Genomic DNA, 22,582 nt, shown 5'->3' with positions numbered 1-22,582 from the left:
ATTTCCCCAACCGTCAATTCCAGGAGGTCATTCATGAATTTGACGATCAGCGGTCATCACCTCGACGTCACACCTGCCTTGCGCACCTACGTCACGAGCAAGCTGGACCGGGTCATCCGACATTTCGACCAGGTGGTCGATGTGAAGGTGATCCTCACGGTGGAAAAGCAGAAGGAAAAGGAACGCCGCCAAAGGGCGGAATGCAACATCCACGTCAAGGGCAATGACATGTTCGCGGAGTCGAGCCACGCTGATCTCTACGCTGCGGTCGATGAACTGGTCGACAAGCTCGACCGCCAGGTGGTGCGCCACAAGGACCGCCTGCAGGACCACCATCACGCGGCGCCCAAGCGCGTGATGTAAGGAGCCCCCGGGGCTCGCATATCAAGGCCGCCTTCGGGCGGCTTTTTGTTTTCCGACTGTCACGGTCGGGCTTTTGGCAGTCGCCCAGAGGAGAGCGAGAGGCCTCTGGGCAACATGTAGACAGAAAGTAAATAGGGGGACTGGGGGTTTTTACCAAGCGGGTGCATAATCGCCCCCGCTCTGCACCCACCATGAATCGACTCGCGTCCATCCTGCCGCCCGCTCAAGTGCTTGTGAGCGTTGACGCTACCAGCAAGAAGCGTGCTTTCGAAGAAGCCGGCCTGCTGTTCGAAAGCCTTCACGGTCTGGGCCGTGCCCTCATCACCGACAGCCTCTTCGCGCGCGAGCGCCTCGGCTCCACCGGGCTGGGCCATGGCGTTGCCATTCCGCATGGCCGCATCAAGGGCCTCAAGTCGCCGATGGCCGCTGTGTTCCAGCTGGCCAATCCGATCGGCTTCGACGCCCCCGACGAGCAACCCGTCGCACTGCTGATCTTCCTGCTGGTTCCCGAAGCGGCCACGCAGAAGCACCTCGAAATCCTCTCCGAAATCGCCGAACTGCTGAGCGACGCCAGCCTGCGCGAACAGATCAAGTCCAGCACGGACGCCACGGCCCTGCACGACCTGATCGCCGGCTGGCAATCGACGCAAGTCGCCTGAGCGCATGCGTTGGCGCGCGCGGCTGCTGATAAGCTGCGCGGCTTCTTCCCTCATTTCCAACGCAAAGCCGGCGCCTGCGCGCCGTCTCCTGAACGCATGAAGCCGACCGTCATCAGCGCCGATGCCATGTTCGAGGAGTTCCGTGGCTCGCTCCGCTGGGAATGGCTGGCGGGGCTGGGGGCATCGGAGCGTCAGTTCGATGCGGAGGTCATCAGCCGCGCGCAGTCGGCGGCGGACCTCGTCGGCTATCTCAACTACATCCATCCGTACCGGGTGCAGATCCTCGGCGCCCGCGAGGTCGCCTACCTGACGCGCGGCAGCGAGGAAGACTGCGCCCGGCGCATCGCCCGCATCGTCACGCTGGAGCCGCCGATGCTGGTGCTGGCCGACGGCCAGGCCGCGCCCGACGAGCTGCTGTCGATCTGCGAGCGCGCCCAGCTGCCGCTCTTTGCCACGCGCGAGTCGTCGGCCTTCGTGATCGACCTGCTGCGCGCCTACCTGTCCAAGCACTTCGCCGAGCGCACCTCGATGCATGGCGTGTTCATGGACATCCTGGGCATGGGCGTGATGATCACGGGCGAGTCGGGTCTGGGCAAGAGCGAACTGGGGCTGGAACTGATCTCGCGCGGAAACGGCCTGGTGGCCGACGACGCGGTCGACCTCTACCGCATCAACCAGAACACCATCGAGGGCCGCTGTCCCGACTTGCTGCTGAACCTGCTCGAAGTGCGCGGCATCGGCCTGCTGGACATCCGCGCCATCTTCGGCGAGACGGCGGTGCGCCGGAAGATGCGGCTCAAGCTGATCGTGCACCTGGTGCGGCGCGACAGCTTCGAGCGCGACTACGAGCGCATGCCCTCGGCGCCGCTCACGCAGGACGTGCTGGGCATTCCAGTGCGCAAGGTCATCATCCAGGTGGTGGCTGGGCGCAACATCGCCGTGCTGGTGGAGGCCGCGGTGCGCAATTCGATCCTGCAGCTGCGCGGCATCGACACGTACGCCGATTTCGTGGCGCGGCACCACAAGGCGATGGAGAACTCCCGCGACGGCGATTGATTGATCGCAGAGTGCGGCCGCCGCCGGGCCGCCTCAAGGCGGGCCGCGCCTCCCCCTCGGGGGGTGGAGTTACACGCAGCGAAGCGAAGTGAGAAGCCGGGGGGTCAACGCTTCTTCGCGCAGTCTCCGCACAAGCCGTAGAGCGACATGGCGTGGTCCTGCAGGATCCAGCCCTTGTCCTTGGCGATCATCTGCTGGCGGCGCTCGATCTCGGCGTCGTAGAACTCCTCGACCTTGCCGCAGGAGGTGCAGATCAGGTGGTCGTGGTGGGTGCCTTCGTTCAGCTCGTAGACGGCCTTGCCGCTTTCGAAGTGGCTGCGTTCCAGGATGCCGGCCTGCTCGAACTGGGTGAGCACCCGGTAGACCGTGGCCAGACCGATGTCGGAGTGCTCGTTGAGCAGCACGCGGAACACGTCTTCCGCCGTCATGTGCCGCTGGGCGCCGGTCTGGAAGATCTCCAGGATCTTCAGGCGCGGCAGGGTGGCCTTGAGGCCGGTATTCTTGAGTTCGTCGATGTTGGCCATGTTGGTTCCTGCGCCCCTGGCGGGGCCGCGGCGAAAGGCCCCGAAAAGGCCAGCCGCTACAATGGCCGATCATATCGCTACCCCCTTTTCCTCCCATGCCTGCCATCTTCCAACGCCGGCCCTGGCTGCTGGCTGCCGCCGTCGCGGCAACGCTCGCCCTCGGTGCCTGCAGCGGTTTCACCGAGCGCACGCGTGGTGCGCTGGCCGCCGTAACTCCCTACAAAGTCGAGGTGGTCCAGGGCAATTTCGTGTCGAAGGAACAGGTTGCGGCGCTCAAGCCGGGCATGTCCCGCCAGCAGGTGCGTGAAATCCTCGGAACCTCGCTGCTGAACGACGTCTTCCATTCCAACCGCTGGGACTACGTCTTCACCATCCGCCGCCAGGGCGTCGACCCGCAGGAACGCCACCTCACGGTGTTCTTCAACGGCGAGCTGCTCGACCGCTTCGAGGGCGACGAGATGCCCAGCGAGGAAGAATTCGTCGCCACGCTCGACACCCGCAAGAAATCCGGCAAGGTGCCCACGCTCGAGGCCTCGGAAGACGAGCTCAAGAAATACGCGCCCAAGGACGGCGACAAAAAGGCCGATGCCGACAAGGCCTCGCCGTCGGCCTCCCTGCCGCCGCTGCCGGCCGCCTACCCCCCGCTCGAAGCCGCGCGCTGAGCGCTCGCTGGAGCATCGGCGGCAACGGGGAGGCCGCCGAGCCGAGAGGCCAGGCGGCCGTCCTTTTCGTGTCGATCCATGCTCCCGGCCGTTCCTGACCGCCTCGGGCCGTTTCGAAAACCTCGAAGACTGACTGAATCCGCGTGACCGAATCCACCTCCACTTCCTCCGCCAATTCCGCCTCCGCGCCGCGCCGCGTCGCCATCGCCGGGGCTTCGGGCCGCATGGGCCACATGCTGATCGAGGCCGTGCGCAATGCGCCCGACCTGCGCCTGGCCGGCGCCCTCGACATCGTCGGCAGCCCGGCCCTGGGCTCCGATGCCGGCGCCTTCCTGGGTTTCGACAGCGGCGTGTCCATCGTGTCCGACCTGCGCGCAGGCCTGAAGGACGCGCAGGTGCTCATCGACTTCACCCGGCCCGAGGGCACGCTCGCGCACCTCGCGGTCTGCCGCGAGCTGGGCGTGCAGGCCGTGATCGGCACCACCGGCTTCAGCGACGCGCAGAAGGCCGAGATCGCCGAGATCGCCAAGGACATCGCGATCATGATGGCGCCCAACATGAGCGTGGGCGTCAACGTCACCTTCAAGCTGCTCGAAATGGCGGCCAAGGCCATGGCGACGGGATACGACATCGAGATCATCGAGGCGCACCACCGCCACAAGGTCGATGCACCCTCGGGCACCGCGCTCAAGATGGGCGAGGTCATCGCCGACGCGCTGGGCCGCGACCTCAAGGACTGCGCGGTGTACGCCCGCGAAGGCATCACCGGCGAGCGCGACCCGTCCACCATCGGCTTCTCGGCCATCCGCGGCGGCGACATCGTGGGCGACCACACCGTGCTGTTCGCCGGCACTGGCGAGCGCATCGAGATCACCCACAAGTCGTCCAGCCGCGTCACCTACGCCCAGGGCAGCCTGCGCGCGGTGCGCTTCCTGGCCGGGCAGCGCGCGGGCCTGTTCGACATGTACGACGTGCTCGGCCTTCGCTGACCGAGCGACGAAGAAGGACCGCCGATGAGCGTGCTCGAACTGCTGGCCCACGGTGACGGTGTCAGCCGTTCGGTGGCCGCGCTGCTGCTCGCGATGTCGATCGCGAGCTGGGTCATCATCCTCTGGAAGGCATGGCTGCTGCGCGGCGGCACGCGCGACGTGCTGCGCAGCATCGCGGCGTTCTGGCAGTCGTCCTCGCTGGCCGATGCCGAGCAGAAGCTCAGGGCCTTCGACCGGGCGACGCTCGTGTCTCCCGCTGTCTCGGCCATCCGCAGCGTGGCCGCGGGCGAGCCGGCCGGCACGCTGGGCGCCACGGTCGACCGCAACCAGCGCCTCACGCGCGTGCTGCGCGACGCCCTGCACGGCGCCCTGCGGCGGCTGCAGGCGGGGCAGATCCTGCTGGCCACCGTTGGCGCCACCGCGCCCTTCGTCGGGCTGCTGGGCACGGTCTGGGGCATCTACGGCGCGCTGACGGGCATCGCCGGCCAGACCGGCGGCTTCACCATCGACAAGGTGGCCGGCCCGGTCGGCGAGGCGCTCATCATGACGGCCTTCGGCCTGGCGGTGGCCATTCCGGCCGTGCTGGCCTACAACGTCTTCGGCCGCGTCATCGGCCGCATCGAAGCCGAGCTCGAAGGCTTCGCGCACGACCTGCTGGGCAGCTTCGGCGCCCCGCCGGCATCCGCCGCGCCGCCGCCCGCGCGGCCGATGCCAGTCTAGCCACATACCGAGAGGCACAACACCGCCATGGCCTTCGGTCGCACATCACTGGGCAGCGCTGCCGGCGGCGGCGGGCGCGCCATGGGTGGCGGGGCGCAGCGGCCGCTGTCCGACATCAACGTCACGCCGCTGGTCGACGTGATGCTGGTGCTGCTGGTGATCTTCATCATCACAGCGCCGCTGATGGCCAGCTCGATCAAGCTCGACCTGCCGCAGACCGACGCCGGCCAGCCCAACGACGCGCCGAAGTTCGTGAGCCTTTCGGTCGACGCCTCGGGCAAGGTCTTCCTCAACGACAAGGCCGTGACCGACGAGGAACTGGCGCAGCAGCTCGAAAAGGCCGCCGCCGACAGCAAGGACACCGAGGTGCAGCTGCGTGCGGACCAGACCGTGCCCTACGGCAAGGTGGTCGCGCTCATGGGCATCGCGAACAAGGCCGGGCTGAGCCGCATCGGCTTCGTGACCGAGGCCGAGCCGGCGAAGAAGCCCGGCAGCTAGCCCCTGTAGCCGGGCCGGGTCAGCCCAGCACCACTGGCTTGGTGTGCCAGATCTCGTGCGCATACTGCGCGATCGTGCGATCCGACGAGAACACCCCCATCCCCGCCACGTTGAGGATCGCCATCCGCGTCCACGCGTCCGAGTCGCGATACAGCGCGTCGACTTCCGCCTGCTTCGCCACGTAGCTCGCGTAGTCGGCCAGCAGCAGGTAGTGGTCGCCCCAGTTCACTAATGCGTCGTAGATGCCCTGGTAGCGCGAGGGCTCGCCCGGCGAGAAAGCGCCGTCGCGGATCGCGTCTAGCACGCGCTTGAGTTCGGCATTGCCTTCGTAGATCTCGCGCGGCTGGTAGCCCCGGGCACGGATGTCGGCCACCTCGGGCGTGGTGTTGCCGAAGATGAAGATGTTCTCGGGCCCCACGCTCTCGCGCATCTCGACGTTCGCGCCGTCCAGCGTGCCGATGGTGAGCGCGCCGTTGAGCGCGAACTTCATGTTGCCAGTGCCCGAGGCTTCCGTGCCCGCCGTGGAGATCTGCTCCGACAGGTCGGCCGCCGGCATGATGATCTCCGCCAGGCTCACGCTGTAGTTCGGCAGGAACACCACCTTCAGCAGCTTGCCCACGCGCGCGTCGGCGTTGATGGTGGCCGCCACGTCGTTGATGAGCCGGATCACCAGCTTGGCCATCGCGTACGCCGACGCCGCCTTGCCCGCGAACACCACCACGCGCGGCACCATGTCCAGCGGCGTGCCAGCGGCCTGTGCGTCGAGGATGCGGTGGTAGCGCGTCACCACGTGCAGCACGTTGAGCAGTTGCCGCTTGTATTCGTGGATGCGCTTGACCTGCACGTCGAACATCGCGTCGGTGTCGATGTCGATCTTCAGGTGCTGCTCCACCCAGTTGGCCAGCCGCAGCTTGTTCTCGCGCTTGGCGTGGCGGAAGGCGCGCACGAAGGCCGGCTGCGCGGCCATGGGCCTGAGCGCCTCCAGTTGCGAGAGGTCGCGCCGCCAGCCCTTGCCGATGCGCTGGTCGAGCAGCGCCGCCAGCGGCGGGTTGGCCTGCGCGAGCCAGCGCCGGGGCGTGACGCCGTTGGTCTTGTTGTTGAAGCGCTCGGGAAAGATCTTCGCGAAGTCCGAGAAGATCGACTGCTTCATCAGCTCCGAGTGCAGCCCCGACACGCCGTTGACCGAGTGGCTCGCGAGCACCGCCACGTAGGCCATGCGCACGCGGCGCTCCCCGGTCTCGTCGACCAGCGAGAGGCGGCGCATCAGCTCCACGTCGTTGCCCACCTTCTGCGTCACCGTGGCGAGGAACTTCGCGTTGATGTCGTAGATGATCTGCAGGTGCCGCGGCAGGATGCGCCCGAGCATTTCCACCGGCCAGGTCTCCAGCGCCTCGTGCATCAGCGTGTGGTTGGTGTAGCTGAACACCTTCTGCGTGTGCGCCCAGGCCACGTCCCACGAGAGCCCGTGCTCGTCGAGCAGCAGGCGCATGAGCTCGGGCACCGCCAGCACCGGGTGCGTGTCGTTCAGGTGGATGCTGACTTTTTCCGAGAGCTGGTCGAATGTCTTGTGGTTGCGCAGGTAGCGGCGCAGCAGGTCCTGCACGCTGGCGCTGCAGAAGAAGTATTCCTGGTGCAGGCGCAGCTCTCGGCCCGAAGGCGTGGAGTCGTCGGGGTAGAGCACGCGCGAGACGTTCTCCGAGTGGTTCTTGCTCTCCACCGCCTGCATGTAGTTGCCGCGGTTGAAGGCCGAGAGGTCGATCTCCTCGGTGGCGCGCGCCGACCACAGCCGCAGCGTGTTGGTGGCCTGCGTGCCGTAGCCCGGGATGATGGTGTCGTAGGCCACGGCGAGCACGTCGTGTGTGTCGACCCAGTCGGCCGCGCCGCTGGGCACGCCGGCTCCCTCGCGCTTCTGCACATGGCCGCCGAAGCGCACGCGGTAGTTCACCTCGGGCCGCTGGAACTCCCAGGGGTTGCCGCGCGTGAGCCAGTAGTCGGGCGTTTCCACCTGCTGGCCGTCGACGATGCGCTGGCGGAACATGCCGTACTCGTAGCGGATGCCGTAGCCCATGCCCGGCACGCCCAGCGTGGCCATCGAGTCGAGAAAGCAGGCCGCCAGCCGGCCCAGGCCGCCGTTGCCCAGCGCCGCGTCGGGCTCGCGCTCGGACAGCGCCGCCATGTCCACGCCGAAGTCGGCCAGCGCCTCGCGCACCGTGTCGTAGAGGTCGACCGCCAGCAGCGCGTTGGTGAAGGTGCGCCCGATAAGGAACTCCATCGACAGGTAATAAACGCGCTTCAGGTCCTGCGCGTAGTTGGCGCGCGTGGTCATCATCCAGCGTTCGACCAGCTGGTCGCGCACGGCCTGCGAGGTGGCGTTGAGCCAGTCGTCCTGGCTGGCGGCGACCGGGTCCTTGCCGACTGCGTAGATCAGCTTGTTGGCCACGGCGCGCTTGAAGGCCGCGACGTCGCGGTCGGGGTGGTCGTAAGCGAAGTCCTTGATCGTCATGGGGCGCTCCCGGAAGAGGGTTGTCTATTTCAGGCTTTGCCGGTACACGTCGATGTACTGCGCGGCCGCGGTAGCCCAGTCGGCCGGCCGGCGCATGGCGTTGCCGCGCACGCGGCGCCAGTCGGGCGCGCGCTCGTAGAGCGCGAAGGCGCGGCGCAGCGCGCGCTCGTAGTCGGCGGCCTCGAAGCGGTCGAACACGAAGCCGGTGGCCTCGCCGCTGGCCAGGTCCTCCAGCGAGCTGTCGACCACCGTGTCGGCCAGCCCGCCGACGCGGCGCACCAGCGGCAGGCTGCCGTACTTGAGGCCGTACATCTGGGTGAGGCCGCAGGGCTCGAAGAGCGAGGGCACCAGCGTCACGTCGCCGGCGCCGAAGAGCTGGTGGGCCAGCGTCTCGTTGTAGCCGATGGTCACGGCCACCGACTGTGGCGCGGCCGCCGCGCGCTGGCGGAAGGCTTCCTCCAGCCAGGCTTCGCCGCTGCCCAGCAGCGCGAGCTGGCCGCCCTGGGCGAGCAGCGCGTCGAGCCCGCCGAGCACCAGGTGCAGGCCCTTCTGCTCGGTGAGGCGGCTCACGACGATGAAGAGCGGCGCATCCGGCCGTTCGGCCAGGCCCAGCTGGTGCTGCAGCACCGACTTGCAGCGCGCCTTGCCCGCCATGTGGCGGCCTTCGGGCGTGTGATAGCCCTGCACCAGCGCACTGTCGCCGGCCGGGTTCCAGACCTGGTCGTCGACCGCGTTGAGGATGCCGCTCAGCACCGCGCTGCGCTGGCGCAAGAGGCCGTCGAGTCCGCAGCCCTGCTCGGGCGTCTGGATCTCCAGCGCGTAAGTGGGGCTGACGGTGGTGAGCCGGTCGGCGAAGCACAGGCCGCCCTTCATGAACGAGACCTGTCCGTGGTACTCGAGGCCGTTCATCTGGAACGCGGCGCCCGGCAGGCCCAGCTCCGTGAAGTGCCAGGGCGCGAAGATGCCCTGGTAGGCCAGGTTGTGCACGGTGAAGACGCTGCCCACGTGCGGGGCGCCGGACTGCCGCGCGAAGTGCAGGTAGGCAGGCGCGAGCGCGGCATGCCAGTCGTGCGCGTGCACCACCTCGGGCTGCCATGCCGGGTCCAGCCCCTGCGCCAGCCGCGCCGCGGCCCAGCCAAGCAAGGCGAAGCGGCGGTGGTTGTCGCCGTAGGGCTGGCGCGAGCTGTCTTCGTAGGGGTTGCCGGGCCGGTCGTACAGCGCCGGCGCGTCGATCACGTAGGCCGGGATGCCCGGCGCACCCTCGATGTCGATGTGTCCCAGCCGCAACCCGAAGCGCTCGCCCCATGGTGCGTCGAAGCCGGCCACGGGCGCGAGGTCGCGCACGCCGGCCACGATGGCCGGAAAACCCGGCAGCAGCACGCGCGCGTCCTGCCCGGCCGCCATGAGCGCCAGGGGAAGTGCGCCGGCGATGTCCGCCAGTCCGCCGGTCTTGAGGAGGGGAAAGAGTTCTGCGCTGACCTGGAGGATTCGCATCGTGGGGTGGATCAGGCCGGGGTCAGCCGTTTCAGCATCTCGCGGGTGACGAGCACGACGCCGTTCTCGGTGCGCTCGAAGCGCGCGGCGTCCGCCTCGGCATCTTCGCCGATCACCATGTCCTCGGGGATGACGCAGGCGCGGTCGATCACCACGCGGTTCAGCCGCGCGCCGCGGCCGACTTCCACGTCGGGCAGCAGCACGGCCTCGTTGATCTCGCAGAAGGAATGCACGCGCACGCCCGAGAACAGCACCGAGCTGCTGACCTTGGAGCCCGAGACGATGCAGCCGCCAGAGACGATGGTGTTGACCGTCATGCCGTGGTGGCCGTTGCGGTCGAGCACGAACTTGGCCGGCGGCAGCTGCCGCTGGTATGTCCAGATGGGCCAGTCCGTGTCATAGATGTCGAGTTCCGGGGTGATGGAGGCCAGGTCGAGGTTGGCTGCCCAGAATGCATCAATCGTGCCCACGTCGCGCCAGTAGGTCTTGGCTTCCGGCCCGCGCGAGGCCCGCGTGACGCACGACATGCCGAACGGGTGGGCCAGCGCCCGGCCCTGGGCCACGGCGCGGGGAATGATGTCCTTGCCGAAGTCGTGGCTCGAATCCGGGTTGGCGTTGTCTTCCTCGAGCAGCTGGTAGAGGTACTCGGAGTCGAACACGTAGATGCCCATGCTCGCCAGCGCCGTGTCGGGCTTGCCGGGCATGGCGGGCGGGTCGGCGGGCTTCTCGAGGAAGTCGGTGATCTGGCGGCCGTCGTCCACTGCCATCACGCCGAAGGCCGTGGCCTCCATGCGCGGCACCTCGATGCAGCCGACCGTGCAGCCCAGGCCGTGCTCGGCATGGTCCTTCACCATCAGCGAGTAGTCCATCTTGTAGATGTGGTCGCCGGCCAGCACCACCACGTAGTCGTGCTTGGTCGAACGGGTCTGGATGATGTCCAGGTTCTGGAACACCGCGTCGGCGGTGCCGCGGTACCAGTGCTCGTCGCCCATGCGCTGCTGGGCGGGCAGCACGTCGACCATCTCGTTGAGTTCCGCGCGCAGGAAGCTCCAGCCGCGCTGCAGGTGGCGCATGAGCGAGTGCGACTTGTACTGCGTGACCACCGCCATGCGCCGGATGCCGGAGTTCAGGCAGTTCGACAGCGCGAAATCGATGATGCGGAACTTGCCGCCGAAGTACACGGCCGGCTTGGCGCGCCGGTCGGTCAGCTGCTTGAGGCGGGAGCCGCGTCCGCCGGCCAGCACCAGGGCGATGGTGCGGCGTACCAGTTGATGGGCCTGCAGCTCGTGCTGCGGCAGCTGCGCTTGCGGTGTGGGGTTGTCCATCCTGAGTCTCCGTCTTGTTGGTCGTTCGCCTGGCTGGAATACGCCGTCAGAGTTTCTGCATCGAGACTAGCACCGCGCCGGGCGGCTGGCTTCTACGTTCTTGCAATCCCGATGCTCGAAAACGGCACTTGTGCCGTGCCTTCCAGCGCCCGGGGGCCGTCGCCCGTGTCGGCCTCCGGATCGGTGCTCAGGCAGAGAAACCACGCGCCCGGCGGCAGCGTGAACGACACGGCCTGCGCTCCCGCGTTCACCATCACCAGCCATGAACTGCTCCCGTCGCCTTCCTTTGCCGTTGTCCCATGCCCGAAGTGGATTGCAAGGGCCGTGCCCGTGTCGTTCCAGTCGGCGGGCGTCATCGGCTCGCCGTCGGGGCGCAGCCAGCGGATGCCGGGGGACGACGAGTCGCCGGGCGCCGGTTCGGCCGGCCACCAGCGCGTGCTGCGCAGGGCAGGGGCCTCGCGGCGCAGCGCGGCGAGGCGCGCGATGAAGGCGCCCAGGCGCGCCGCGTCGCTGCCGGGGGCGGAGGTGCCGATCCATGCAAGCCAGGTGGTGTCGTTGTCCTGGCAATAGGCGTTGTTGTTGCCCTGCTGGCTGTGGCCGAGCTCGTCGCCGGCCAGCAGCATCGGCGTGCCCTGGGACAGCATCAGCGTGGCGAGCAGCGCGCGCTGCAGCCGGGTGCGCAGGGCCAGCACGGCAGGGTGGTCGCTCGGCCCTTCCGCGCCGCAGTTGTTGCTGAGGTTGTGGCCGTGGCCATCGCGGTTGTTCTCGCCGTTGGCGAGGTTGTGGCGCTCGTCGTAGCTCACCAGGTCGCGCAGCGTGAAGCCGTCGTGCGCGGTGATGAAGTTGACGCTCGCCGTCGGCGCCCGGCCCCGGTGTGCGAACTCGGTGCTGGAGGCCGCGAAGCGATGGGCGAAATCGCCAAGGCCGGCCTTGTCGTCGTGGCCCTGCCTCAGCCAGAAGCCGCGCTGCGTGTCGCGATAGCGGTCGTTCCATTCGAGCCAGCCGGGCGGGAACTCGCCGAGACGGTAGCCGCCGGGGCCGATGTCCCAGGGCTCGGCGATGAGCAGCGTGCGCGAGAGCACCGGGTCCTGCGCGATGGCGGCGAAGAAGGGCGCTCGCGCATCGAAGCCGCGCTGTGCGTCGGCGCGCCCGAGCACCGGGGCTAGATCGAAGCGGAAACCGTCGACGCCCATCTCGCAGGCCCAGAAGCGCAGGCTGTCCATCACCAGCTGCAGCACGCGCGGCTCGCCGAGGTTCAGGCAGTTGCCGGTGCCGGCCCAGTTCTCGTAGAGCGAGCGGTCGTCTTCGCGCAGGTGGTAGTAGAGCGCGTTGTCGATGCCGCGCATCGACAGCGTCGGGCCGAGCTCGTCGCTCTCGGCGCTGTGGTTGTAGACCACGTCGATCACCAGCTCCATGCCGCGCGCGTGGATCGCGTCGGCCATCGCGCGGAACTCGCTGGCGGGCGTGGTGCCGGGGCGGCCGCTCCAGTAGCGGGCCTCCGGAGCGAACCAGCCGATGGTGTTGTAGCCCCAGTAGTTGCTCAGGCCCATGCGCAGCAGGCGGGGCTCGTCGGCACGGTGCTGCACGGGCATGAGGCTCAGGGTGGTGACGCCCAGGCGCTGGAGGTGGTCGAGCACGGCGGGCTCGGCGAGGCCGGCGTAGGTGCCGCGCAGCGGTGCGGGGACCGCGGGGTTGAGCTTGGTCTGGCCCTTGACGTGGAGTTCGTAGAGGACGCGGTCGCTTGGTGCGATGCGGGCGTGGCCTGCTGTTGCTGCCGGGGCCAGAGGGGTTGCTACCCGTGCCTTGAGAGCGACTGCTGCGTTGTCTCGAGGGTCTCTTTTTTCCGGGTTCGCGGGGTCGTGGCCGAGGAAGAGGTCGCTGCCGTCGTAGGTGCCTGTGATTTCGCGGGCGTAGGGGTCGAGGAGGAGCTTCGATGGGTTGAAGCGGTGGCCTGTTTTCGGATTCCAGGGGCCGTGGACGCGGTAGGCGTAGACGAGGCCTGGCTTGCCGCTCGGGAGGTGGGCGTGCCAGATGCCGTCTGTTTGTTCTTTCAGGCTCAGGCGTTGTTGTTCGTTGTTGCCTGTGGTGTCGAAGATGCACAGGTCTACGGCTTCTGCTGAAGGGGCTGCGAGGGCGAAGTTGATGCCTTGTTGGGAAGGGGTTGCACCCAGGGGGTAGGGCTTGCCTGGGCTCAGCATGCTGTTGGCTCCTCAGGGCGGTTGCTTCCCGAAGCCGGGACTCGCCCCGGCGGGCGACCTACTTTCTTTTGCTTCGCCAAAAGAAAGTAGGCAAAGAAAAGGCGACCCCACTGTCTGCGACCCCTTCGCTTTGCGAAGGGGCAACCTGCGGTGCTCGCGTTTCGCGGGGTCTCGCAGAACTCGCTTCGCTCAGACAGCTGCGAGCCCTTATCCGCGAAACGCTGCGCTCCTCGGCGCAGCCAGAGGGGAGGGGGAACGGGCGGGCCATCGCTGCGCTCGGCCACCAAGGCACTGCAAGCGCTTTGCGCCTGCAGTGCTTGGAATGAGACGGTGGGATGTTGGGGCTGTGAGGTCGTTGGACCTGTGTGCGATATCAGGTGCGCGTTGCTGAGGACGGGAGCATGTGAACAAGTTCGTGACCCACATCCTCGGCCGAGCAAAGCGAAGGCCAGTCCAGGCTGTTCCCAAAGCCGAGCGAAGCGATGGCGCGGATCGCTCCCTTCTGGCTGCGCCGAGGAGCGCAGACGTAGGAGGGATAAGGGCCGCAGCTGTTTGAGCGCAACGTAGTGGAGCGAGTTCTGCGGCCCCCCTCCTACGTCGAGCACCGCAGGTTGCCCGTAGCGAAGCGAAGGGACGCAGACAGTAGGGTCGCCTTTCTTTTGCCTACGTTTCTTTGGCGAAGCAAAGAAAAGTAGGTCGGCTGCCGGGCCGAGACCCGGCCTCGGGAAGCAAACACCCAACAGCGTCTCACTGAGGCAAAGCCAGCGCAATGAGTCGCCCGCCGGGCCGAGACCCGGCCCCGGGAAGCAACCTACCCAAGAAGTCAAACCAGCACCCACATCAAGGTACCCAACGGAGGCAAATCGATCAAAACCGAATCCGCCCTCCCATGCCAAGGCACGGGCGAACTCTCCACAACCCCGTTCCCCACCCCACTCCCTCCATAAACAATCCCATCGGTATTGATGACCTCCCGATAGGACCCAGAAGAGGGAACGCCTAGCCGATACCCCATCCGAGGCACAGGCGTGAAGTTGCAGACCACGACAACAAACGCCCCATCCCGAGCCCTCCGCACAAACGCAAACACCGACTGATCCGAATCGTCATGCACGATCCACTCGAACCCCCGAGCCTCATGGTCGAGCTCATGCAGCGCCGGAAAGTGCCGATAAACGTTGTTCAGGTCCCGCACCAGCCGTCGAACCCCCTGGTGCGACGCATGCTCCAGCAGATGCCAGTCCAGGCTGCGATCCGCATTCCACTCCGCGTACTGCGCAAACTCCCCACCCATGAACAGCAGCTTCTTTCCCGGATAGGCCCAGAGGTACCCATACAGGTTGCGCAAGCCCGCGAACTTCTGCCATTCGTCACCGGGCATGCGCCCGATCATCGACCCCTTGCCGTGCACAACTTCGTCGTGCGACAGCGGCAGCACGAAGTTCTCGCTGTGCGCGTACATCAGGCCGAAGGTGATCTGCCGGTGATGGTGCTTGCGGTAGACCGGGTCGGTGCCGGCGTACGCCAGCGTGTCGTTCATCCAGCCCATGTTCCACTTGTAGTGGAAGCCCAGGCCGCCGTCCTCGGGCGGGCGGGTCACGCCGGGAAAGCTGGTCGACTCCTCGGCGATGGTCACCGTGCCGGGCCGCTCGACGCCGACCACGCGGTTCATGCGGCGCAGGAATTCGATGGCTTCCAGGTTCTCTCGGCCGCCCAGTGCGTTGGGAATCCACTCGCCCGACTTGCGGCTGTAGTCGCGGTAGAGCATGGAAGCCACGGCGTCGACGCGCAGGCCGTCGACGCCGTAGCGCTCCAGCCAGTACAGCGCGTTGCCGACGAGGTAGTTGCGGACTTCCGTGCGCGCGTAGTTGAAGATCAGCGTCTGCCAGTCGTTGTGGAAGCCTTCGCGCGGGTCGGCGTACTCATAAAGTGCGGTGCCGTCGAAGCGGCCCAGGCCGTGCGAATCGGTCGGGAAGTGCGCGGGCACCCAGTCCAGGATCACGCCCAGCCCGGCCGCATGCGCGGCTTCGACGAAATGGCGGAAGTCGCCCGGCGTGCCGAAGCGGGAGGTTGGCGCATAGAGGCCGATGGGCTGGTAGCCCCACGAGCCGTCGAAGGGGTGCTCGCTCACGGGCAGCAGCTCGATGTGCGTGAAGCCCATGTCGCGCGCGTACGGCACGAGGGTGTCGGCCAGCTCGCGGTAGTCCAGCCACTCGTGGCCGTTCTTGCGGCGCCACGAGCCCAGGTGCACTTCGTAGATGCTGATGGGCGCGTCGCGGCCATTGGCGGCGGCGCGGCCTTCGGGCATCTTCACCGGCGCGGGCAGGGGCTGCACCACGCAGGCGGTGTCGGGGCGCAGCTGCGCGGAGAAGGCGAATGGGTCGGCCTTGCGCAGCACCTCGCCTTGCGCCGACAGGATCTCGAACTCGTAGCTGTCGCCAGCCGAGACGTGCGGCGCGAAGATCTCCCACACGCCGCACTCGCGGCGCAGCCGCATCATGTGGCGCCGGCCGTCCCAGTTGTTGAAGCTGCCGACCACCGACACGCGCTTCGCATTCGGCGCCCAGACCGCGAAGGCCACGCCCTTCACGCCGTCCATCTCGCGCAGGTGCGCGCCCAGCCGCTCCCACGGCCGCAGGTGCGTGCCCTCGGCCAGCAGCCACACGTCGGTCTCGCCGAGCACGAACGGAAAGCGGTAGGGGTCTTCGAGCCGCGAGGTGTGCGTATCCCAGTCGACCTGGAAGGAATAGCCCATGCGCGCCTCGGCGGCCGGAACGAGGCCGCTGAACAGGTCGGACTCCGGGTGGCGCGTGAGTATCGACAGCGGCCAGCCGGTGCGCGAATGCACCACCGCCACATGCTGGGCGCCGGGCAGCAGTGCGCGCACGACCAGGCCCTCGGGCGTCTCGTGCGGGCCGAGCACGGCGAAGGCATCGCCATGCTCCGCGCGCATCAGCGCGTGGATTTCGGACTCTGGCAGCGGCTTCAAGGGCATGGTGATCGGGCTCGGCTTCATCCTTCCCCGGCGGACGCGCCGAAGAAGACGCCGTACGGCGCCAGTTGCAGCATGCGCTTTCCGTCGGAGGTGTGGATGACGGAGGTCGCCGCCAGCGGCTGTCCGACAAGAGGTGTCAGTCCGTCCGGCAGCGGCATCGACAAGGGCTCGCCGCTGAAGTTGAAGATCGCCTGCGGCGGCGAAGCGCCGTCGCCGTACCGCTCGAAGTGCAGCAGCCGCGGCTCCTGCGTGTCGAAGAAGCGGATGCCGCCGGTGCGCAGCAGTGGCTGGGTGCGCCGCCAGTGCAGCAGGGTGCGGCTGAAGGCGAGCATCGAATCGGGGTCGGTGGCCTGGCGTTCGATGGCCAGCGGCAGGTGCGGGCCGTATACCGGCAGCCAGGGGGTGCCGGTGGTGAAGCCGCCGTTGGGCGCCTCGCCGGTCCAGGGCATCGGCGTGCGGCAGCCGTCGCGGCCCTTGAACTCGGGCCAGAAGGCGCGGCCGTACGGGTCCTGCAGCAACTCGAAAGGCACCTCGGCCTCGGGCAGGCCCAGTTCCTCGCCCTGGTAGATGCTGGCGCTGCCGCGCAGTGAGAGCAGCAGCGCGAGCCAGAGCCGGTCGCGGCGCGTGTCGGGCGCGGCGCCGCCGCTCCAGCGGGTGGCGACGCGCGGCACGTCGTGGTTCGACACCGCCCAGCAGCCCCAGCCGCCGGTGGGCGCCAGCGCGCTGTCGAGCGCCTCGACCTGGTGGCGCAGGTGCGCGGGGCTGTGGTCGGCCGTCAGGAGGCTGAAGCTGTAGGCCAGGTGCAGGCGCTTGCCGAGTTCGGTGTACTGGGCCATGACCGGCGGCGCGTTCTCGTCGCCGACCTCGCCCAGCGCCACCGCGCCGTACTCGTCGAGCAGCCGGCGCAGCCCTTCGAGGAACGCCAGGTTCTCGTGCTGGCTCTTGTCGTACAGGTGCTGCTGCATCGCGTATGGGTTGTCGGCGCGCACCGTGCTGACCTCGCCGATGGAGGCCAGCGAGGCCGGCGGGTTGTCGCGCAGCAGCGCGTCGTGGAACTGGTGGTTGCAGGCGTCGAAGCGGAAGCCGTCCACGCCGCGCTCGCACCAGAAGCGCACCTCGCCCAGCAGCGCCTGCTGCACCTCGGCGCAGTGGAAGTTCAGGTCGGGCTGCTCGGCCAGGAAGCTGTGCAGGTAGTACTGGCGCCGGCGCGAGTCCCACTGCCAAGCCGAGCCGCCGAATACCGAGAGCCAGTTGTTCGGCGGCGTGCCGTCGGGCTTCGGGTCGGCCCACACGTACCAGTCGGCCTTGGGGTTGTCGCGGGAGCTGCGGCTTTCGGAGAACCAGGCGTGCTGGTCGGAGGTGTGCGAGAGCACCTGGTCGATGATGAGCTTCAGGCCCAGCGCGTGCATCCGCGCCAGCATGGCGTCGAAGTCGGCCAGCGTGCCGAAGAGCGGATCGACCGCGCGGTAGTCGGACACGTCGTAGCCGAAGTCCTTCATCGGAGAGCGGAAGAAGGGCGAGACCCAGACGGCGTCGACGCCGAGGCCGGCCACGTGCTCCAGCCGGGACGTGATGCCCGGCAGGTCGCCGATGCCGTCGCCGTTGCTGTCCATGAAGCTGCGCGGGTAGATCTGGTAGATCACCGCGCCGCGCCACCATTCGCTGTCGCTGCCGTCGGTTTTGCTGCTGGCCATGCCGGTCCCTGTGGTCTGAAAATCATTGTGGCATGCGAAATCCGGGCCAGTGATACGGTCATGCGAGCGTCGGAGCACGGCATGGGGGGCGTGAAGCTTTCTACACTGAGCGCCGTTCCCGGTTTTGAAAATGACGATTCCAGATCCCGCTTCCCCTTCTTCCTCCCTGGCCGCGCTCGAGGCCCGGCTCGCCCAGGACCTTTCCTACCTCGGCTGGCCCGCCCGCAACTGGATGCCGCCGCGGCAGGCCGCCAATGGCGAGGCCATGATCGACGTGGCCATCATCGGCGGCGGGCAGGCCGGGCTGGCCGCCTCGGTGGCGCTGGCACAGCTGGGCATCCGCGCCGTGGTGTTCGATCGTTCGCCCGCCGGCAGCGAAGGCCCCTGGGCCACCACCGCCCGCATGGAGACGCTGCGCTCGCCCAAGGAGCTCACCGGTCCCGCGCTGGGCCTGCCCGCGCTCACCTTCCGCGCCTGGTTCGAGGCCCAGTTCGGGCTGGAGGCCTGGGCGGCGATGGACAAGATCCCGCGCCTGCAGTGGATGGACTACCTCGTCTGGTACCGCCGCGTGATGAACGTGGACGTGCGCAACGGCATGACGGTCACGGCGATCCATCCCCTGCCCGACGCGACCGGCGTGCGCCTCGACCTGCGCTCGAGCGAAGGCGAAGTCAGCAGCGTGCTGGCCCGTCGCCTGGTGCTGGCCACCGGGCGCGATGGCCTCGGCGGCCCGGCCGTGCCGGCCTTCGTGGACGCCCTGCCGCGCTCGAAGTGGGCGCATTCCTCCGACGAGATGGACTACGGCAAGCTCAAGGGCCTGCGCGTGGGCGTGATCGGCGCGGGTTCCTCGGCCATGGACAGCGCCGCCACCGCGCTGGAAGCCGGCGCCCGCAGCGTCGAGCTGCTGATCCGCCGCCCCGACCTGCCGCGCGTCAACAAGGGCAAGGGCGCGGGCGTGCCGGGCCTCACGCAGGGGCACTACGATCTGCCCGACGAGCTCAAGTGGCGCATCCGCCACTACATCAACGTGCTGAACGTGCCGCCGCCGCACGGCAGCACGCTGCGGGTGTCGCGCCATCCCAATGCCTTCTTCAACTTCGGCTGCCCGGTGCTCTCGGTCGAGCCGAAGGGCGACGCGATGGTGGTGTCGACGCCCAAGGGCGACTTCGAGTTCGACTTCCTGATCGTCTCGACCGGCTTCAAGGTCGACTGGCCGAACCGCCCCGAGTTCGCCGCCATCGCGCCCCACGTGCGAACCTGGAAGGACCGTTTCACGCCCGCCCCGGGCGACGAAGACCAGGAACTGGCCGACTCGCCCGACCTAGGCCCGGCTTTCGAGTTCAAGGAGCGCGCGCCCGGCGAATGCCCGGGGCTCGGCCGCATCCACTGCTTCTGCTACCCGGCGGCGCTGTCGCACGGCACGGTGTCGGGCGACATCCCGGCCATCAGCGACGGCGCCAGGCGGCTGGCCGGCGGCATCGCGAGCCTCTTCTACCGCGAGGATTTCGACCAGCACTGGGCCTACCTGCAGGAGTTCGCGGAGCCGGAACTCTTCGGCGACGAATGGACGCCCGCGCTGCCGCCCAAGGAAAGAAACTGAGAAAAGAACGAACCATGACAAGCACTACCGATGTGATCGATGCCGTCGTCCCCCTGGCGCCGGACCAGCCCACCTGGACGCTGCGCCGCCAGCGCGAAAAGGTGCTCGCCGCGACGCAGGGCAGCTACGACGCGATGTTCTCTCCTTCCGTCGAGGGCATCTCGGTGACCGAGCGGCTGCTGGTGGCGCTGCACGCCTGCCGCGTGTCGAAGGCCGACAGCCTGGCCGCGCACTACCGCGACCGGCTCCTGGCCGAAGGCGCCGACGCGGCCGCGGTCGCGTCGGTCGATGCCGGCGAGCCCGTGGCCGACGCGCGCCTGCAGGCCATGCTGGCCTTCACCGGCAATCTGATCGAGCGTCCCATCGAAGGCGATGAGGCCGCCGTGCAGTCGCTGGCCGCCAGCGGCCTGTCGACGCCGGCCATCGTGGCGATGAGCCAGCTGATCGCCTTCCTGTCGTACCAGATCCGCGTCGCGGCGGGCCTGAAGGCGCTGGCCGCGCTGGAGGTGTCGGCATGAACGCCCCGATCCGCATCAAGGGCTTCACCAACGAAGTGCTCAAGTGGAAGCCGTGGCTGGACACGGTGAACGTGGATACCGCCACGCCCGAGCAGCTCGCGGCGCTGGACGAGATGAGCCCGCAGGCGCGCACCTCGCCCTATTTCCTGGTGCTGGCGCACCAGCCCGAGATACTGCTGCAGCGCTCCATCGCCTTCAACGCGATCATGTTCGCGCCGGGCGGCATGCCGCGCGCCGAGCGCGAGCTGGGCGCCACGGTGGAATCGCGCGTCAACGGCTGCGTGTACTGCGCCTCGGTGCACGCGCAGCGCTTCGAGCAGCTGGCCAGGCGCAACGACGTGATCTCGCAGGTGTTCGAGGAGCCGGAGGGCGCCGGCACCACGGAACGCGAGAAGGCCATCGTCGAGTTCTCGATCCGCCTGGGCGCCGAGCCCGACAAGGTCACGGCCGACGACATGCGCAAGCTCAAGGACGTAGGGCTGGGCGAGCTGGAGATCCTCGACCTGATCCACTCGGTGGCCATCTTCGCCTGGGCCAACCGGCTGATGCTCAACCTCGGGGAGCCGGTGTTTCCCGAGGCCGAGGCCTCCGACGCCTCATAGGCGGGCGAGCAGGCCGGCGACGGTTTCGTCGGCCAGGCCCAGCGGCCCGACCAGGTCGTTCTCGCGGCGGTAGTCGATGCCGTTGACCAGCGAGGCCGCATCCACGATGGTGCGGGTCGCGGGCGTCGGCACTCCGGCGATGGCACCCAGCGCCTCGACGAAGGCCAGGCCGTAGGGCATGTCCTCGCTCAGGTAGCGCGTGTCCGTCTGCGTGGGGCCGGGCGGGCCGCCGCGCTTGGCGTGCAGTTCGGCGGCGATGTCGGCGAGCTTCTCGGCGGTGGTGCCGAAGGAGCGCGCGAAATGCGCCTCGATGGGGCCGAGCTCGATGCCGAAGGCGGCCGCCACGGCGCGGCGCTCGGCATCGAGCGCCTCGATCGCGCGCGACACGCCGGGCGTCATGCAGTGGTACTGCGGCCAGTTCTCGGCGCGCTCGATGCGCGTCCAGTTGAAGACCGCGAGCGGCCCGTGCGACTGCGGGTTGACGTTGCCCAGGGCACTGGCGAGCGCGCTGCCCTGCGCGGAGAAGCCTTCGCCGAAGAGACTGGTGCACAGCGCGACAGCTTCGTCGACCCGGCCGGCGGGCAGGGCGGAGACGCCGACCGCCTTGCGCCGCGTCATCACGCGCACCTGCGTGCCGGACTCGCGGCGCGCTGTCAGCACCGTGGTGCCGAAGCTGGCGACGGTGAGCCGCTGCAAACCCGCGCGTACCGCGGCCTCGTGCAGGTAGAGCGAGGACAGCGAGGCCATCGAGCTGACGATGACCGTCTGGCCGTCGCGCAGGAAGGGCAGCAGCGCGTCCATCACGCGCCTGTGGCCGTTGACGGGCAGGGCGATCAGCAGCACGTCGCAGGCGGCACAGAGCCCGGCTGCGTCGTCTGCGACCTCGACGTTCACCGAGAAAGACTCGATGCCGCCGGCTTCCAGCGGCTGCGTGCGCAGGGCATCCGCGCCCCGGCCGCCCGGCGACCAGATCGTGACGCCATGGCCTGCCCGCCGCAGCCAAGCTGCGCTGGCCAGCGCGATCGCTCCGGCACCGGCGATGCCGACGCGGTACTTCTTGCCTGCAGCGGCCTCAGTCAACCTTGATTCCGCCCTGTTTGATCACCTTGGCCCAACGCTGGCTGTCCTCGGTCACGACCTTGCCGAGCGCTGCAGGCCCGCCGCAGGTGTTGACCGCGCCCAGTTGGGCGAAGCGCTGCTTCGTCTCCGGCAGGTTGCACACCTCGACCAGCGCCGCGGAAAGCTTCTCGACGCTCGCCGCCGGCATGCGCGCGGGCGCCATCACGCCGACCCAGACCGGCACTTCCATGCCCGGCAGGCCCGTCGCCTCGCCGATGGTCGGGGCGGAGCCCATGCTCGGCAGCGCCGCGCGCGAGAAGGTACCCAGCACGCGGGCCTTTCCGCTGGCGACCATGGGCTCGATCGAGGCCACGCTGGTCACGATGGTCGCCACCTGGCCGCCGAGCAGGTCGGTGAGGGCCGGCGCGGCGCCGCGGTAGGGCACGTGCAGCAGGTTCACGCCGCTGGCCTGGGCCAGCAGCGCACCGGTCAGGTGCGAGACGGTGCCGTTGCCGGTCGAGGCGTAGGTCACCTGGCCCGGCCTGGCCTTGGCGTCGCGCAGCACGTCTGCCACCGTCTTGTAGGGGCTTTCGGCGCGCACCGAGAGCGTCATGGGCGTGTCGGCCACCAGGGCCACCGGCACCAGCTCGTGGACCGGGTCGTAGGGCAGCCTGGCCTGCAGGTGCGGCGCGATGGTTACCGCGCCGCCCGTGGCCAGCAGCACCGTGGCCCCGTCGGTCGCCTTGGCCACCGCGTCGGCGGCCACGATGCCGCCTGCGCCGGCCTTGTTGTCGATGATGACCGGCTGGCCGAGCTTGTCGGTGAGCTTGGCGCCGAGGTAGCGGGCGATGACGTCCTGCGCGCCGCCGGTGGCGAAGGGCACGACGATGCGCAGGGGCTTGTCGTTCTGCTGGGCCCAGACGGAGGTGGCGGCAAGGCCGGCGGCGGCCGCCAGGGTCAGGGCGAGGTGTTTGAGGCGCAGTTTCATGGTGTGTTTTTCGTCCGCGTCAGATAACGGGCAGGCATGCATTCTTCGCGAAACGCCGCGGAACCGGCTTCGCCGGGCCGCAGGTGTCGCCCCCGGAAGAGGGTTGGCGCAGTGCACGAAGTGCGCGCAGCCTGG

At 68.5% G+C, this 22,582-nt stretch carries 19 protein-coding genes; 10 read left to right on the top strand and 9 right to left on the bottom strand.

The features are described from left to right. The first annotated feature begins 33 nt into the window (after positions 1-33). From raiA to hprK, 3 genes are all read left to right on the top strand, one after another. Positions 34-363, top strand: coding sequence for a ribosome-associated translation inhibitor RaiA (raiA, locus tag ACAM57_RS29380; protein ID WP_125948955.1), 330 nt, complete (start codon positions 34-36; stop codon positions 361-363). Between the two features lie 191 nt (positions 364-554). Continuing rightward, positions 555-1,022 carry a PTS sugar transporter subunit IIA gene (locus tag ACAM57_RS29375; protein ID WP_019655574.1) on the top strand — a complete coding sequence of 156 codons (468 nt, stop codon included), beginning with the start codon at positions 555-557 and terminating at the stop codon, positions 1,020-1,022. A 96-nt stretch (positions 1,023-1,118) separates the two neighbouring features. After that, positions 1,119-2,078: an HPr(Ser) kinase/phosphatase gene (gene hprK / locus ACAM57_RS29370; RefSeq protein ID WP_019655575.1), complete on the top strand. Its 960-nt coding sequence runs from the start codon at positions 1,119-1,121 to the stop codon at positions 2,076-2,078. A 104-nt stretch (positions 2,079-2,182) separates the two neighbouring features. Here the strand turns inward: hprK and fur are convergent, their stop codons facing one another. After that, entirely contained in the window at positions 2,183-2,602 is a 420-nt protein-coding gene (gene fur, locus ACAM57_RS29365) for a ferric iron uptake transcriptional regulator (RefSeq protein WP_126022248.1), read from the bottom strand. Between the two features lie 95 nt (positions 2,603-2,697). On the opposite strand from fur, the gene ACAM57_RS29360 reads away from it, so the two are divergent. The 4 genes from ACAM57_RS29360 to ACAM57_RS29345 all read left to right on the top strand — a co-directional run bounded on the left by ACAM57_RS29360 (position 2,698) and on the right by ACAM57_RS29345 (position 5,471). After that, the gene (locus tag ACAM57_RS29360) at positions 2,698-3,264 is read left to right on the top strand and encodes an outer membrane protein assembly factor BamE (protein WP_184640104.1); all 567 of its coding nucleotides are present in this window, start codon (positions 2,698-2,700) and stop codon (positions 3,262-3,264) included. A gap of 143 nt (positions 3,265-3,407) precedes the next feature. Beyond that, positions 3,408-4,253, top strand: coding sequence for a 4-hydroxy-tetrahydrodipicolinate reductase (dapB, locus tag ACAM57_RS29355; protein ID WP_369659877.1), 846 nt, complete (start codon positions 3,408-3,410; stop codon positions 4,251-4,253). Between the two features lie 24 nt (positions 4,254-4,277). Further along, complete coding sequence (locus tag ACAM57_RS29350; protein WP_369659876.1) at positions 4,278-4,973, top strand: MotA/TolQ/ExbB proton channel family protein; 696 nt, start codon at positions 4,278-4,280, stop codon at positions 4,971-4,973. 27 nt (positions 4,974-5,000) lie between these two features. After that, positions 5,001-5,471: a biopolymer transporter ExbD gene (locus ACAM57_RS29345; RefSeq protein ID WP_184640097.1), complete on the top strand. Its 471-nt coding sequence runs from the start codon at positions 5,001-5,003 to the stop codon at positions 5,469-5,471. 19 nt (positions 5,472-5,490) lie between these two features. Here the strand turns inward: ACAM57_RS29345 and ACAM57_RS29340 are convergent, their stop codons facing one another. The 6 genes from ACAM57_RS29340 to ACAM57_RS29315 all read right to left on the bottom strand — a co-directional run bounded on the left by ACAM57_RS29340 (position 5,491) and on the right by ACAM57_RS29315 (position 17,680). Then, positions 5,491-7,974 (bottom strand): glycogen/starch/alpha-glucan phosphorylase, encoded by a 2,484-nt coding sequence (locus ACAM57_RS29340; protein ID WP_126022243.1) that lies wholly within the window; start codon positions 7,972-7,974, stop codon positions 5,491-5,493. 24 nt (positions 7,975-7,998) lie between these two features. Then, on the bottom strand, positions 7,999-9,468 hold the full coding sequence (gene glgA / locus ACAM57_RS29335) for a glycogen synthase GlgA (protein ID WP_184640095.1): 1,470 nt from the start codon (positions 9,466-9,468) through the stop codon (positions 7,999-8,001). 11 nt (positions 9,469-9,479) lie between these two features. Continuing rightward, positions 9,480-10,793, bottom strand: coding sequence for a glucose-1-phosphate adenylyltransferase (gene glgC / locus ACAM57_RS29330; protein ID WP_126022241.1), 1,314 nt, complete (start codon positions 10,791-10,793; stop codon positions 9,480-9,482). Between the two features lie 92 nt (positions 10,794-10,885). Next, positions 10,886-12,991: a glycogen debranching protein GlgX gene (gene glgX, locus ACAM57_RS29325; protein WP_369659875.1), complete on the bottom strand. Its 2,106-nt coding sequence runs from the start codon at positions 12,989-12,991 to the stop codon at positions 10,886-10,888. An 823-nt stretch (positions 12,992-13,814) separates the two neighbouring features. Next, positions 13,815-15,986: a 1,4-alpha-glucan branching protein GlgB gene (gene glgB / locus ACAM57_RS29320; protein ID WP_369659874.1), complete on the bottom strand. Its 2,172-nt coding sequence runs from the start codon at positions 15,984-15,986 to the stop codon at positions 13,815-13,817. 17 nt (positions 15,987-16,003) lie between these two features. After that, positions 16,004-17,680 carry an alpha-amylase family glycosyl hydrolase gene (locus ACAM57_RS29315; RefSeq protein ID WP_369659873.1) on the bottom strand — a complete coding sequence of 559 codons (1,677 nt, stop codon included), beginning with the start codon at positions 17,678-17,680 and terminating at the stop codon, positions 16,004-16,006. A 130-nt stretch (positions 17,681-17,810) separates the two neighbouring features. Between ACAM57_RS29315 and ACAM57_RS29310 the strand changes: the two genes are divergently transcribed. From ACAM57_RS29310 to ACAM57_RS29300, 3 genes are read left to right on the top strand one after another with little or no spacing between them, the layout of a single operon-like run. Further along, complete coding sequence (locus ACAM57_RS29310) at positions 17,811-19,280, top strand: NAD(P)-binding domain-containing protein (RefSeq protein WP_369659872.1); 1,470 nt, start codon at positions 17,811-17,813, stop codon at positions 19,278-19,280. 14 nt (positions 19,281-19,294) lie between these two features. Continuing rightward, on the top strand, positions 19,295-19,798 hold the full coding sequence (locus tag ACAM57_RS29305) for a CMD domain-containing protein (protein WP_369659871.1): 504 nt from the start codon (positions 19,295-19,297) through the stop codon (positions 19,796-19,798). Further along, a complete protein-coding gene (locus ACAM57_RS29300; protein ID WP_369659870.1) occupies positions 19,795-20,400 on the top strand; it encodes a peroxidase-related enzyme in 606 nt (201 codons plus the stop codon). The genes ACAM57_RS29305 and ACAM57_RS29300 overlap by 4 nt, the downstream gene beginning before the upstream one ends. Here the strand turns inward: ACAM57_RS29300 and ACAM57_RS29295 are convergent. Both ACAM57_RS29295 and ACAM57_RS29290 read right to left on the bottom strand, forming a co-directional pair. Next, positions 20,395-21,480, bottom strand: a complete 1,086-nt coding sequence (locus ACAM57_RS29295; protein ID WP_369659869.1) for an NAD/NADP octopine/nopaline dehydrogenase family protein — start codon at positions 21,478-21,480, stop codon at positions 20,395-20,397. The genes ACAM57_RS29300 and ACAM57_RS29295 overlap by 6 nt on opposite strands. Further along, positions 21,473-22,447 carry a Bug family tripartite tricarboxylate transporter substrate binding protein gene (locus ACAM57_RS29290; RefSeq protein ID WP_369659868.1) on the bottom strand — a complete coding sequence of 325 codons (975 nt, stop codon included), beginning with the start codon at positions 22,445-22,447 and terminating at the stop codon, positions 21,473-21,475. The genes ACAM57_RS29295 and ACAM57_RS29290 overlap by 8 nt, the downstream gene beginning before the upstream one ends. Between the last annotated feature and the right edge of the window lie 135 nt (positions 22,448-22,582).

This window comes from Variovorax sp. V15, assembly GCF_041154425.1.
GTDB classification, from domain to species: domain Bacteria; phylum Pseudomonadota; class Gammaproteobacteria; order Burkholderiales; family Burkholderiaceae_C; genus Variovorax; species Variovorax guangxiensis.
The sequence above is the reverse complement of the archived record's forward strand: the minus strand, read 5'-3'. Positions and strand labels throughout refer to the sequence as shown.